This is a genomic window from Paraliobacillus ryukyuensis (genome assembly GCF_003315295.1).
GTDB classification, from domain to species: domain Bacteria; phylum Bacillota; class Bacilli; order Bacillales; family Amphibacillaceae; genus Paraliobacillus; species Paraliobacillus ryukyuensis.
Window position 1 is genome coordinate 70,665 of sequence record NZ_QNRI01000010.1, and the last position, 12,675, is coordinate 83,339.

Here is a 12,675-nt window from a genome sequence, read left to right on the forward strand (position 1 = left end):
CTCTCCCAGTCTGTCATACATGCTTGTTATCATTAATTTAACATCTTTTTGAATATGAGCAATGTAGTATTTTATTAGCATGTTAACTACAAATCTAATGCACCTTATTTGCTGTTACTCCATACTACGTAACGCTTGTTCCATCTGTTCCTGATTCAGCGCTCCAAAAAATTTGTGTTGAATAATACCTTTCGTATCGATCATAAAAGTTGTTGGAATAGGTTGAATGTGATAAGTGGTGGATAGTTGATCATCTTTATCCAAAAGAATAGGGAATAGCAAACCATACTCATCTGTAAAGACCTTTACAGCATTTACAGATGATTCTGTTGCGGTCAAATTAACTGCCAGAACTTCCACATCATTGTCATGATAGAATTGTTGCATTTCCGGAATTTCTGCTTGACAAGGTGGGCACCATGTTGCCCAAAAGTTTAGCATCACCTGTTTTCCTCGATAATCCTTAAGTGATATTTTTTCACCCTTTAGTGTTTCAACCGTGAAATCCGGTGCGAAATTTCCAATTTGCAAGCCAACTTTTACATCTTGTGCTTTACTAGAGATCGTTTTAGAAGTTACTACTGTCTGTGTTGTTGTTTTAGATTTTTCAGCACTGATAGTTGTTAAATGAACAAAACCGTGTATCGACATCCAACCAAACATAGCACATAATCCTACTAAAGGTAATAATTTTTGCATATTTTACGAATCCTCCCGAACCAAGATTAAACAATATATCTTGTATCTTTCGCAAAATATAGATTGGATATACGCGCTAACTTTCCTGTAAAAAATCAGGCAACAACGAGAACAAAAAAACAAATGACAAGATTGGATTCCACAACAAAAAGTAAATGGTGACTTGCATTGTTGCAAGTCCAATGGTCCAAATGATAAAAATATCAAAATATATGGTTAAGCAAAAAAGATTAATGCAACTATAAATTAAAGTTTTACTAACTTCGTGTTCCTGTAATAACATAATAATTGTCGTTGTTAAAGGATTGAATGTCTATATCTGTGAAATGATTCGCTTCAAGTAATTGTTTCATTTTTTGAGATGGAATACGAATATGTAACGGTGGTCCAGATACTGTTTCTATTACATTAACTTCAATAAACATAATCTTTCCACTTGTTTTTACTGTCCTACTAATCTCTTGTAACGTCTTTTCTAAATCATCGACCTCATGTAAAACAAACGCAGCCAATAATTTATCTACTTGATTACTTTCCAAAGGAATTACATTAAGGTTGCTCTCTATCGTCTTGATGTTTGTTATCGTTTGTTCTGCTGCATATTCTTTCAAGAAAACATGCATTCTAGGTTCAATATCTACTGCAAAAACCTTATTTTTTGTGCGTCTCGCCAACGGGATAGTAAAAAATCCTGTTCCAGAACCAAGATCGGCAATCACTTCATTTTCATCTATTTGAAGTGCATCCATTAATATTTCAGGTTGTATTTTTTCATATCTTTCTTGTGACATTAATTTGCTAATGTTTTCTGGTTTAAATCTATGTTCAGATTGTCCCATTTCTAATATTCTCCATTCTTTTAGTCAATATTTATAATTTAACACTGAAAGGATAAAATACAACCAAGATAAAAAGGAAAATGAATATGATAATTAAGCGTTTGTGTATTAAATGACGACAAATTCCTCTATGATTAGCAAGGTGGAAGCGAACAGTATTATATCCTATAAACACCGTTCGCCGATCCCCTCATGCTTTTTTACAAAGCTATTCAGATCTATTTTAAAATCCAAAAATGTAATACATTAATTCCAATTCATTTCCTAATTATTACTCAATCTCCCCTGTCCAGGCAAGCATACCTCCAGTCATGTTTGTCACATTAAAACCCTTTTCTTCAAGAACAGCACTTGCATTAGCACTTCTAGCTCCAGACCTACATACCATATAATAGTGTTCATTTTTATCCAATTCATCTGTTCTTTCTTCTATTTCACCCAATGGAATGTGCTTCGCTTGAGGAATTTTTCCTGCCTCTATTTCAAAGTCTTCCCTTACATCAATGATATTTACCTTTTCATTGTTTGCTAACTTTTCTACTACTGTTTCTGCGTTTATTTCTTTCATAATTAAGCCTCCATTATAATATATAACTAAATTGACATACCAATTTTTATGTCACATTCTTTATTTTGTCTATTCTAATAGATTCATGGTATTGTGCAAGTAATTAAAATCTTTCTTAGTAACTAACTCAATTATATTTTATACCCCGTTAGGTATTAAGTCAAGTCACAATAAACACGTACTAAGTGTAGCGCCACTTAGTACGTGTTTATTGTGACGATATAAATTTTTCTCGATGTATTGTTTGAATTTTTTCTGGTAAGAGTTCCTTTCGAACAGGCTTACTATACCAGTAACCTTGAAAATGTTCACAACCTAAACGTTGGAGGAGATGCACATGCTCAATGGACTCTACACCTTCTGCAATTACTTTCAACCCCATAGATTGCGACATTTCCGTTACAGCTTGTACAATTGCATAGTCATTGATGTCTTTATGAATGTGAGTCACAAAAGAACGATCAATCTTTAAACAATCCAATTTAAATTGTTTTAAATAAGATAAAGAAGAATAGCCGACGCCAAAATCATCAACAGCAATTTCTATTCCTAATATTTTCAATTCATTTATAACGTTGAGAGAAAGGGCTAAGTCTTTCATAAGCATGTTTTCTGTAATTTCAAACACAAGTAGATGCGGCGGGCAACCTGTTTCTTCAAGAATCTCTTTTACTTTTGTAAGAAACATTTCATCTTCCATTTGCACATAAGAAATATTTAATGAGACCTTATAAGAGAGACCTTCTCGTAACCACGTAACAAGGTCTTGACACACTTGTCTTATTACCCACGTACCAATCGGAATTATCCAGCGCGTTTCTTCAGCAATTGGAATAAACTGACTTGGCGAAATAATGCCAAAGGTATCATGATTCCAACGAATTAATGCTTCCATTCCTTCAACTTTTGAGGAAACTGTATCTATCTGGGGCTGATACCAAATTTCAAATTGATCTTTATCTAAGGCATGATATAATTCATTTTGTAACGAGAGAGAACTAATATTTCCTTCTTTCATTGCATCCTTATAAATATAATAGCGTTGTTTTCCTTGTTTAAATGATTCCTTGAGTGCTAATTCCGCTTGCAAAATTATCGTATCAGCAGTTTGATCATTGAATAAAGCAGCCCCAATATTTACTGTTGTAACAAATTGATGGGCTTGATAATGCCAAAATGTATTCATTTCAGCCAATACTTGTTTAACCTTTTTTTCTAGTTCGTATTTGTCATTAATTTGTTTGCTAACGATAGAGAATTGTTCTTCGCCTGTTCGCGCAATCGTTGCATCAGGAATAAGATTTTTAATTCGATCAGCAACATTATTCAATAGATACTCCCCAGCGCCTTGTCCAAATGTATTACTAATTTCTTTTATTTGATCAAAATCTAATACCAATAGCGCCAATTGGTCGTAATTACTGATCATATCTTCTAGTAATTGTTTAAAATAATAACGGTTTGGTAAATTGGTTAAACTATCATAATATAACACACGATTTAATGATACTTCATAACATTTTCTCTCTGTAATATCTCTAAAAACAAGTAATATTTTATTTTTACCCTCTTCGGAATCGTAGATTTGCTTTCCATCTACTTCAAGTTGATAGGTTTGTTGATCGATATCAAAAGGCAACTCAATCCTGTGTAATTCATATTCTTTTATTAACTGATTGACGTAACCAATCAATCGTAATTGTGATGTTGCAGGTAATGCATTAATTAAATCATTAAAACTAGAAAATCCCTCAAAGTAGAGTTCGTATGATGGTGATATATATTCCGTATTTAAATCACTATCAATTACGCATATCATATCTTTTGTATTATCCGCAATTAAACGGTAATTTCTTTCGCTTTGCTCTATCTCTTTTAAATAGTCCATATGTTTAAGGGAAATGCTTAGAATAGAAGCATAGTTTTCTATTGTTTGTAACATAATAGATTCTACATTTTCGTTCTGCTTAGAAAAAACAAAAAAACCACCTAGCACTTGACCTTCTTCATTTAAAATTGGCTTAACGTTAAACGAACGAAACCCCTCTTCATAAAGTAATCTCCAGTAAAAACCATATACTTCATGTTCCATCATATCTTTCAATTCGTAAGATCCGCTATTAGATAACATTTTAAGATATACTTGACTTCGTTCATTGTATGCTCTTTCATATATTTTATTTATAATCGCAATAGGAATACTATTAGAACCAAACAACTCATAGGTTTGACGCTTTTCATCTATCCGAAGTATCATACACCCCATATTTAGATGGTCTTCTACCATCTGACAAGATTTTTTTATCGTGTCTCTAATATTATTAGGAGATAACATTTCTTTTGCTATTTTCAGCTGATTCTCCATAAAATCAGTTTTTATCTTTTTCTCAGTTATGTCTTCTAAAACACCAACACAACAGGTTAATTCATTGTGAGTATTGAATATCGGAGAGATTTTCAGAACAGCCCAATAAAAAGTTCCATCTTTCCGATAGTTTTTTAATTCCATTTTTACTGTTTCTTGATTTTCTAATGCTTGATTAATTTCAGATATATTGTTAGACAAATCTCGCTGATCACTTAAAAAGCTACAATTTCCCCCTATAACTTCTTCAGTTGTGTATCCTGTGATTTGCTCAAAACCTTCATTGACATAAATAATAGGATTGTCTTTCTTATTAGGGTCTGTGATGACCATTCCTGCAGTTGATTGTTCAAACAAATGGCGAAATTGATCATTTTCATTAAGTAATGTTATAAGTTCTTTTTCTTTATTAATACGGTTCAGTGTTTCTTGCTGATGCCGCTTTACCAGCAGGCGAACCATGAAGAAAATCAGTAAAGTGGTTAAAAACACATAGAAAAATCCTTTTGTAGTTTGGAATAAACTGATCGTATTATTATTGGTGAAAATTAGCTCTAATAAACGATCAGAAAATATAATCCATAGCAGTCCTACTAACAAATAAACGACACTAATCTTAACTGCTGCTTTCATCAACACAAACCTCCTTTACTAAAGGTTTTGCAAACATACATATGTATCCTTTTATTTATAAATAAACGTACCTATTATCTTATTATATGTTATTTCGACAGCTTGCCACAATGTTATTTTTTTTAACATACTTATGACTTTGGAATTACCAAAAATTAATAAAAACTGCCTATAAAAAGGTTTCCCTTTTTATAGGCAGTTAAATCTAATGTTCAGGTTTATTTATTTTTTGTTTCAAATCTTCTTTCAAATCATCACGCACGCTTTTATCCCAAATACGAACACCGGCATGATAAGCTGATCTAGCCATCATAAATCCACCTACTGGTGCAGTAATAAACACAAATACAATAGTAAGAAGTACTTTGCCACTGATGACATCGTGTGCATAACTGAAATATAAAAACAAACCAATCATGGTTCCGATTACGCCAAATGTAGAAGCCTTGGTTGCAGCATTAATACGCGTATATGCATCTGGCAGACGGATGATAGCAATTGCACCTAACAGCATAAAAATCGCACCGATGAGTAAAAAAATACTAATCACGATCTCGCTCAATGACAACACCACCTTCCATATATTTTGATAATGCAACTGTTCCGACAAAAGATAAGATTCCTAAGACTAAGATAACTTCCACGTAAACAAGTGTTTGTTGGACAATCATTAACATCCCTACAAAACCAATTAACGTGATTCCTAATAAATCCAAAGCAACAATTCGATCAAACATGGATGGTCCTTTAACCATACGAAATAGACATAAAGCAATAGCGATCGCTAATATACACATTACAATGAACGCAACAGAATGTAGCATTAATCTGTCACCTCCAAAATACCTTTTTCAAATGTTGTTTTAATGCTTTCAATAACTTTTTCTTTTGAATCAATATCAATTGTATGAACATACAATGTTTTCCGATCATCTGAAAACGCCATAACTAATGTTCCTGGCGTTAACGTGATTAAACTAGATAATAGAGTCACTTGAAGTGCAGAATTTAATTCTGTTGGATAAGCAACAATTCCCGGTTTTGCTTTAAGCTTTGGACTCAAAACAATCTTAGCAACATTTAAATTTGCTATAATCATTTCTTTTATGAAAACAAGTATTAATTTCACAAAAGCAATGATCTTAGTAAAGTACAAGTCGAACTTTAGAAAACTCTTAAAAAGATATAGCAACGCTAGACCTATCACGTAACCTACTAAAAAAGTAGAAAAGGAAAAATGACTGGACAATAGCATCCATATTATCGCAATGCTTAAATTCAAAAGTATTTGTATCGGCATAAATAAATCTCCTTTTCGATTATGCCATTCCCCTTATGGTAGAATGACATCTATATAATGGGTGGGATTCATTAATTGATCTGCAGCAGCTGAGACATATTGAAACGCAGGTTCAGCGCCTAATCCTAATGCAATGGTAACTGCTATTAAAGGTATAACCGTTCGTAACAGTCCGTTAACCTGCTCATTTGATAAAGCAAACGTTATATCTGTTTCCTCTCCCCAAAAAACGTTCATAAAAATTCGTAACATGGAGAATAGGTTTAATAAGCTCACGACTAAAGCAACACCCACAATAACATATTGTCCTTCCCCTACACTTGAAACAATTAGAGAGAACTTACCAAAGAATCCACTTAATGGTGGAATTCCTACGAGTGACATCGCAGCAATAAAGAAAGACCAACCTAATAATGGATATTTTTTCAACAACCCGCCCATTTTTCGAATATCAGCCGTTCCAGTTAACTGAATGATAATGCCAGCAATAAAGAATAGTGCTACTTTAACAACCATATCATGTGTAATGTAATAAATAGATCCAGCGATTGCATCAGCTGAAAATACACCAAGCCCCATAATCATAAAACCAACCTGGCTAATAATTTGATAAATAATGATACTCTTTATATCAAACTTAGATAATGCACCTAACACACCGAAGATCATCGTAGCTCCAGCTAACACTAAAATAATGGTATGTGTGAATGCTGGATTTTGATTAAATATTAGTGTGAACGTACGTATTAATGAATACAAACCTACTTTTGTTAAGAGCGCACCGAAAAGTGCAGTAATAACTGCTGGTGGTCCATAGTATGATTTAGGTAACCAGTAGTAAAGTGGAAATAACGCACCCTTCGCTCCAAATACAAACAAGAAAATGATGGCAATTACGTTTATTATGCCTTGTTGGTCAAGCATCGCAACTCGATCACCTAAATCCGCCATATTGAGCGTACCGGTTATTGCATATAGATAGGCAACAGCAACTAAGAAAAATGCGGATGCAACCATATTCATAACGACATACTTAAAGGACTCTCGAAGTTGAAACTTTTTACCTCCGTGAGAGATTAATACATAAGATGAAATTAACGTTACTTCAAAAAATACAAACAAGTTAAATAAATCGCCAGTTAAAAAGGCACCATTTACACCAGTAAGTAAGAAAAAGAAAAAGGAATAGAAATAATATCGTTCTCTCTCGATATGTATTGTTTTAAAACCATAAAACAAACAAACTAGTCCTACAAAACTCGCCATAAGAACCATTAATATGGACAACATATCCCCTACTAAAACAATACCAAACGGAGCACGCCAATCCCCTACTTCAAGGTGAATCATTTGTTCCGGACTTTGATATACACGATATGTTAAGTAAATAGAAAAAACAAATAATGCAATGCCTGTCAAGCCAGCTATTATTCGTTGTAGTCGATGATGCTTTGCAAAAAAGATTAAAACCGCACCAACTACCATTGGTAATAAAAATGGTACAACTAATAAGTTACTCATCTAATCTTCCCCTTAACTGATCTAAGTCATCTGTTTGGTGTGCCTTGTATGTGCGGTATGTTAATACTAATAGCAAGGCTGTCATTCCAAAACTAATTACAATTGCTGTTAAAATTAGTGCTTGTGGTAATGGATCTGTGTAACTACCTGCTTCTTGTCCTAATAAAGGAGCAGCTCCTTGACCTAAACCTCCCATGGTCAGAATTAGCAAATGCGCTCCATGTGAAAGTAAAACGGTACCAAGTACAATTCGAAGCAAACTTTTTGTCAACAACAAGTAGGTAGCAACAGAAAATAACACTCCTATTAGCAAAGCAATTAAAATTTCCATTATACATCATCCTCCGCTATCGTTGTAATAATTAATAATGTTACACCTACTACGACAATATAAACACCTATATCAAATACTAGCGCAGTTGTTAATTCCACGTCCCCTAATATTGGAAGATGTGCGTGCGTAAAGAATTGCGTAAGGAACGGATAACCAAAAATCATACTGCTTATACCAGTTCCAATCGCAATGATAAGTCCAGTACCGATAAAGTATGGAAAATAAAACTCAAGCACATTTTTGATCGTTTTCAGATCAAAACTGATATACAAAAGCACCACGGCAGAGGCAGTCATCAATGCTCCAATGAATCCTCCGCCAGGGTTATTATGTCCTGCAAGCAATAAGTAAATAGCAAAGGAAAGGATTATAAACACAGCAATACGTGTCATTGTGTGTAACGAAACATTATTTTTCATTTATATCTTCCTTTCCATTTAATTTTAACTTGATAAGTGCAACAATTCCTAATGCTGCGATTCCCAATACAAGGATTTCAAACATTGTATCCATCCCACGAAAATCAACGAGGATAACATTGACAACATTATCGCCTCCTGCAAAGTCATGCGCATTTTCTAAGAAATAATTTGCGATGGATTCAAATCCTTTTTTACTTTTCAGTGCTAAGGAACTTAGTGCCATTGTTGTAACTAAAACACCAACACCAATGGAAATAATAACATTGGTCCACTTAAAGGTTGGTTTGCTTTTTTCGTTTCGCAATTCTGGTAAGTGATAGAAACAAAGTAAAAACAGTGCAGTTGTAACTGTTTCAACCAGTAATTGTGTTAAAGCTAAATCTGGTGCACGGAACATAACAAATAATAAGGCAACTAAGAAACCTACAAAACTTGTTGCAATAATTGCAGTTACACGATTCTTTAAAAATGGAATTAACAATGCGGCTGCAGCAATAACAGCTACAATTACCCAAACATATATTGGAATTTCAGCTACATTAGCCGTCTCTATCGCAAAGCCACCAAAATGATACAAGGTGAAAACAACTGCTACAATCAAGAATATATACATATAAGCAAGGTAGTCTCTCAATAAACCTGTTTCAGGAACTTTGGTCACACGTTTTGCCACTGGCACGACGCGTTTAACAATTCCGTCATAAATATAGTTAACCGGGTCTTTTTGGTGCAGACGCAAGAACGTATATATCTTCTGCCATTTGGTTAGCGTTAAATACATTAATACACCTACTGCAACAATACTAACAGTCATAAATAATGCTGGTGTGAAACCATGCCATGGCGAAATATGCACATCAAAATGTTCGACGCCCGTTAGACCATAAGGGTAAATGGATTGAACAGCTGGTTCAATGATACTATGCGCTAAGATGTTTGGGAAAAATCCAAAGATGACAACTAATCCAACTAAAATAATTGGCGGAATTAACATACCAATTGGTGCCTCATGTGGTTTTTTATCCAATTTTTCAGGTTGATAATTTCCTGTAAATGTTTTAAAGACGAGAATCATACTATAAATAAAGGTAAACACACTTGCTATCCAAGCAACTAAAGGAAAGATGAATCCTAGGGAAGCCATGTTTAAAGACGTGATATGCGTTGCTTCAACCATGCTTTCTAAAAACATTTCCTTACTCAAGAAACCATTAAATGGATAAATTCCCGCCATAGAAAAAGCACCAATAATGGAAATCGTAAATGTAATTGGCATAAAGGTCATTAATCCACCTAGTTTACGAATATCCCTTGTACCAGTTTCATGATCAACGATTCCAGCAACCATAAATAAGCTACCTTTAAATGTTGAATGGTTAATCAAATGAAATACTGCAGCAACTGTTGCAGCTGTATATCCAGCTTCATATCCATAAAAAGCTGCAGCTGACCCTAATCCTAGCATGCTCATAATCATTCCCAATTGACTAATTGTCGAATACGCTAAAATTGATTTTAAATCTGTCTGTCTTACTGCATTAAACGAACCCCATAATAGCGTAAACAAACCAAAGCCCGATACGATCCAAAACCATTCTGATGAACCTGAAAAAACAGGGCTTAGTCTTGCCACTAAGTAAATACCTGCCTTTACCATTGTTGCAGAGTGCAAGTAAGCACTAACTGGTGTTGGTGCTTCCATTGCATCAGGTAGCCAAATATGAAAAGGAAATTGCGCTGATTTTGTAAAAGCACCTAACAAAACGAGAATCATGGTTGGAATGAAGAGACCACTTGCTGCTACTGTGTCAACTTGAGCGATAATCTCCGTAATAGTAAATGTTCCGGTGATAACATATAGTAATGAAAATCCTGCAAGCATTGAAAAACCACCACTTACAGTAACTAGCATTGATTTTAATGAGCCATATCTAGATTTTTCACGGTCATACCAATAACCAATTAATAGTGCGGATGATAAACTTGTTAATTCCCAAAACACATAAAGGACCATCAAGTTACCCGAAAGCACCACACCTAGCATAGCCCCCATAAACATCATTAAATAAAAATAAAAATTGTGCAGTGATTCTTTGTTTTTATCAAGGTAATAGATGGAATATAATATCACCAATACACCAATCCCTGATATTAACAGAGAAAATAGTAACGCTAGACCATCTAAATGAATATCAAAATTAATCCCTAGTGAGGGAACCCAAGGTAATAATTGTGTTACCGTTTCTCCACGAGAGATGGTTGGAATAAATGTTAATAAATAAATAAATATAACCGTCGGTAAAATTAATACAAACCATCCCGTATGAATGGATGGAATTTTTTTGTAAAAGAACGGTATAACTAATGCAAATAAAAATGGTGCTATAATTGCAATATGTAACAATGACAAGAGCATGTACCTCCTCAGAAATAAAAAAACTTCTTTTTCTATATTTTTTTAAAAAAATCATCCTGCACATATGATGTAACTTTTTATCACATAGATAATTACAATAAAATTATACATGATAAAATTTTTAGCCGCAATTAAGGTATTCTTCTCAACCAACCAATTATCCAAACCTTTTTAAATAGGAAGAAACGCAGAAAATATTTTTTTATTTTTTTCATTACACCCGATACCCATTTTTGTTTTTGGATAACAAATTAGTTTGTAATTCATCGAAAATAGACTATTTATATTATGCACATAAATTCCAATTGTAATAATTAATTCACGTCTCCCCTTTCTTATTTATAGTTATTATCGACCATAACTAGTAGTTATCAACTAATAATAAGCATCGAATTTGTCGATTCTAGTAACTTTATGTTTAAATTAAGCAATAACATATGAAAAGGAGCAAACGAAATGTCTCAATTTGAAGCAATTAACGCTATGGAAAACCTAACTAGCTTTATTGAACAAAATGATGTTGCACTTGTATATATATCGCGAGAAAATTGTAGTGTCTGTCATAGTCTGAAACCACAAATACAACATATTATGGATAAGTATCCTAAAATAGCGACTAGCGAGGTAAGTGCAGATCAAGTACCAGAAGTAGCAGGGGCATTTTCTATTTTCACTGTACCAGTTGTGTTATTGTTTGTGGATAACAAGGAATTTTATCGCGGAGCAAGGATCGTTCCACTTGATCGATTTGAAGCTACAGTAAAGCAGATCTACGATGGTTATTTTGAATAATCGCAGAACAAAAAGATGGACAAAACAATCCTGTTTCACCCTCTTTTTTTGATTCAATTAAGGAATATGAATAAGGTCATTAGTTGTCACCATTCCGAGAATTGTTTCGGTTTGTTTCCCATTTTCGGTAATTAGTAAAGCATCCAAGCGCTTCTGCTCTTTTAACTTTGTTAAAAAGATCTCTTCTGCTTCATAAATAGTCATATACTTATGAATAAAGAGGTAATTACGTGAACGTTTATCATTTTTAATCATTTCCAGTATGGTTGTTTGGAATAACCCCTTGTTATTATCATTGGTATTTTTGGCTAACCAATGAGTGATTCCTTTATCGGTTAAAAGACCGATAAATTGCTTTTTTTGATAAACAGGAAATTGAGAATAGTCTGTTTGTTTGATAATATGTAACACATCTTTTAATAAATCTTTCCCTTGTACAATTTTTAATTGTTTTTTAAAGGTTGGAATCACTAACTTAGGAGCCGTTAGCTCGTCGGCAATTTTCTCAATTTGAAACACTACTTCATTATGAGGCTCCGCTATTGCATAATCTGCCTCCGTTCGTTCATGTATGATGGCATTACGTAACTCGGAGTATTCTAATAAATCGTCTTTATATCGTTTAACAACAGGGTGAGTGTGGCTCAATCGTTGAACAGAACGATAGAATGGAATATATTTTTTATCCTCTATCTGTTTATCAAAGAATTTTTCTATTTTGTTAAATGCTATTACAAATCGATCAGCATTAGTCATTGTCATCACTCCTATGCTATTTATATTTTT

13 protein-coding genes are annotated in these 12,675 nt (G+C 33.6%); 1 reads left to right on the top strand and 12 read right to left on the bottom strand.

Features of this window, described 5'->3' with window-relative positions:
• Positions 1-114: 114 nt before the first annotated feature.
• The 11 genes from DES48_RS12970 to DES48_RS13020 all read right to left on the bottom strand — a co-directional run bounded on the left by DES48_RS12970 (position 115) and on the right by DES48_RS13020 (position 11,091).
• Positions 115-699 carry a redoxin domain-containing protein gene (locus tag DES48_RS12970; protein WP_113869815.1) on the bottom strand — a complete coding sequence of 195 codons (585 nt, stop codon included), beginning with the start codon at positions 697-699 and terminating at the stop codon, positions 115-117.
• A gap of 257 nt (positions 700-956) precedes the next feature.
• Complete coding sequence (locus DES48_RS12975) at positions 957-1,538, bottom strand: class I SAM-dependent methyltransferase (protein WP_113869816.1); 582 nt, start codon at positions 1,536-1,538, stop codon at positions 957-959.
• Positions 1,539-1,809: 271 nt separating this feature from the next.
• Positions 1,810-2,106, bottom strand: a complete 297-nt coding sequence (locus tag DES48_RS12980; protein WP_113869817.1) for a rhodanese-like domain-containing protein — start codon at positions 2,104-2,106, stop codon at positions 1,810-1,812.
• Between the two features lie 208 nt (positions 2,107-2,314).
• Positions 2,315-5,104 (bottom strand): GGDEF domain-containing phosphodiesterase, encoded by a 2,790-nt coding sequence (locus DES48_RS12985; protein ID WP_113869818.1) that lies wholly within the window; start codon positions 5,102-5,104, stop codon positions 2,315-2,317.
• 205 nt (positions 5,105-5,309) lie between these two features.
• Positions 5,310-5,666, bottom strand: a complete 357-nt coding sequence (gene mnhG, locus DES48_RS12990) for a monovalent cation/H(+) antiporter subunit G (RefSeq protein WP_370622730.1) — start codon at positions 5,664-5,666, stop codon at positions 5,310-5,312.
• Entirely contained in the window at positions 5,647-5,928 is a 282-nt protein-coding gene (locus DES48_RS12995; RefSeq protein ID WP_079709238.1) for a Na(+)/H(+) antiporter subunit F1, read from the bottom strand. The genes mnhG and DES48_RS12995 overlap by 20 nt, the downstream gene beginning before the upstream one ends.
• The gene (locus DES48_RS13000; protein WP_079709237.1) at positions 5,928-6,404 is read right to left on the bottom strand and encodes a Na+/H+ antiporter subunit E; all 477 of its coding nucleotides are present in this window, start codon (positions 6,402-6,404) and stop codon (positions 5,928-5,930) included. The genes DES48_RS12995 and DES48_RS13000 overlap by 1 nt, the downstream gene beginning before the upstream one ends.
• A gap of 33 nt (positions 6,405-6,437) precedes the next feature.
• Positions 6,438-7,925, bottom strand: a complete 1,488-nt coding sequence (locus tag DES48_RS13005) for a Na+/H+ antiporter subunit D (protein WP_113869819.1) — start codon at positions 7,923-7,925, stop codon at positions 6,438-6,440.
• Positions 7,918-8,256, bottom strand: a complete 339-nt coding sequence (locus DES48_RS13010) for a Na(+)/H(+) antiporter subunit C (RefSeq protein ID WP_113869820.1) — start codon at positions 8,254-8,256, stop codon at positions 7,918-7,920. Before DES48_RS13010 ends, DES48_RS13005 begins: the two co-directional genes overlap by 8 nt.
• Positions 8,256-8,678 (bottom strand): Na(+)/H(+) antiporter subunit B, encoded by a 423-nt coding sequence (locus tag DES48_RS13015; RefSeq protein WP_079709234.1) that lies wholly within the window; start codon positions 8,676-8,678, stop codon positions 8,256-8,258. The genes DES48_RS13010 and DES48_RS13015 overlap by 1 nt, the downstream gene beginning before the upstream one ends.
• Complete coding sequence (locus DES48_RS13020; RefSeq protein ID WP_113869821.1) at positions 8,668-11,091, bottom strand: Na+/H+ antiporter subunit A; 2,424 nt, start codon at positions 11,089-11,091, stop codon at positions 8,668-8,670. The genes DES48_RS13015 and DES48_RS13020 overlap by 11 nt, the downstream gene beginning before the upstream one ends.
• 462 nt (positions 11,092-11,553) lie before the next feature.
• Between DES48_RS13020 and DES48_RS13025 the strand changes: the two genes are divergently transcribed.
• The gene (locus tag DES48_RS13025) at positions 11,554-11,889 is read left to right on the top strand and encodes a thioredoxin family protein (RefSeq protein ID WP_113869822.1); all 336 of its coding nucleotides are present in this window, start codon (positions 11,554-11,556) and stop codon (positions 11,887-11,889) included.
• A 57-nt stretch (positions 11,890-11,946) separates the two neighbouring features.
• Here the strand turns inward: DES48_RS13025 and DES48_RS13030 are convergent, their stop codons facing one another.
• A complete protein-coding gene (locus tag DES48_RS13030) occupies positions 11,947-12,645 on the bottom strand; it encodes a CBS domain-containing protein (RefSeq protein WP_079709231.1) in 699 nt (232 codons plus the stop codon).
• Positions 12,646-12,675 lie beyond the last annotated feature (30 nt).

Coding starts and splice junctions, on each gene's coding strand:
- DES48_RS12970 (WP_113869815.1), bottom strand. CDS start 699: ATGCAAAAATTATTACCTTTAGTAGGATTATGTGCTATGTTTGGTTGG.
- DES48_RS12975 (WP_113869816.1), bottom strand. CDS start 1,538: ATGGGACAATCTGAACATAGATTTAAACCAGAAAACATTAGCAAATTA.
- DES48_RS12980 (WP_113869817.1), bottom strand. CDS start 2,106: ATGAAAGAAATAAACGCAGAAACAGTAGTAGAAAAGTTAGCAAACAAT.
- DES48_RS12985 (WP_113869818.1), bottom strand. CDS start 5,104: ATGAAAGCAGCAGTTAAGATTAGTGTCGTTTATTTGTTAGTAGGACTG.
- DES48_RS12995 (WP_079709238.1), bottom strand. CDS start 5,928: ATGCTACATTCTGTTGCGTTCATTGTAATGTGTATATTAGCGATCGCT.
- DES48_RS13000 (WP_079709237.1), bottom strand. CDS start 6,404: ATGCCGATACAAATACTTTTGAATTTAAGCATTGCGATAATATGGATG.
- DES48_RS13005 (WP_113869819.1), bottom strand. CDS start 7,925: ATGAGTAACTTATTAGTTGTACCATTTTTATTACCAATGGTAGTTGGT.
- DES48_RS13010 (WP_113869820.1), bottom strand. CDS start 8,256: ATGGAAATTTTAATTGCTTTGCTAATAGGAGTGTTATTTTCTGTTGCT.
- DES48_RS13015 (WP_079709234.1), bottom strand. CDS start 8,678: ATGAAAAATAATGTTTCGTTACACACAATGACACGTATTGCTGTGTTT.
- DES48_RS13025 (WP_113869822.1), top strand. CDS start 11,554: ATGTCTCAATTTGAAGCAATTAACGCTATGGAAAACCTAACTAGCTTT.
- DES48_RS13030 (WP_079709231.1), bottom strand. CDS start 12,645: ATGACTAATGCTGATCGATTTGTAATAGCATTTAACAAAATAGAAAAA.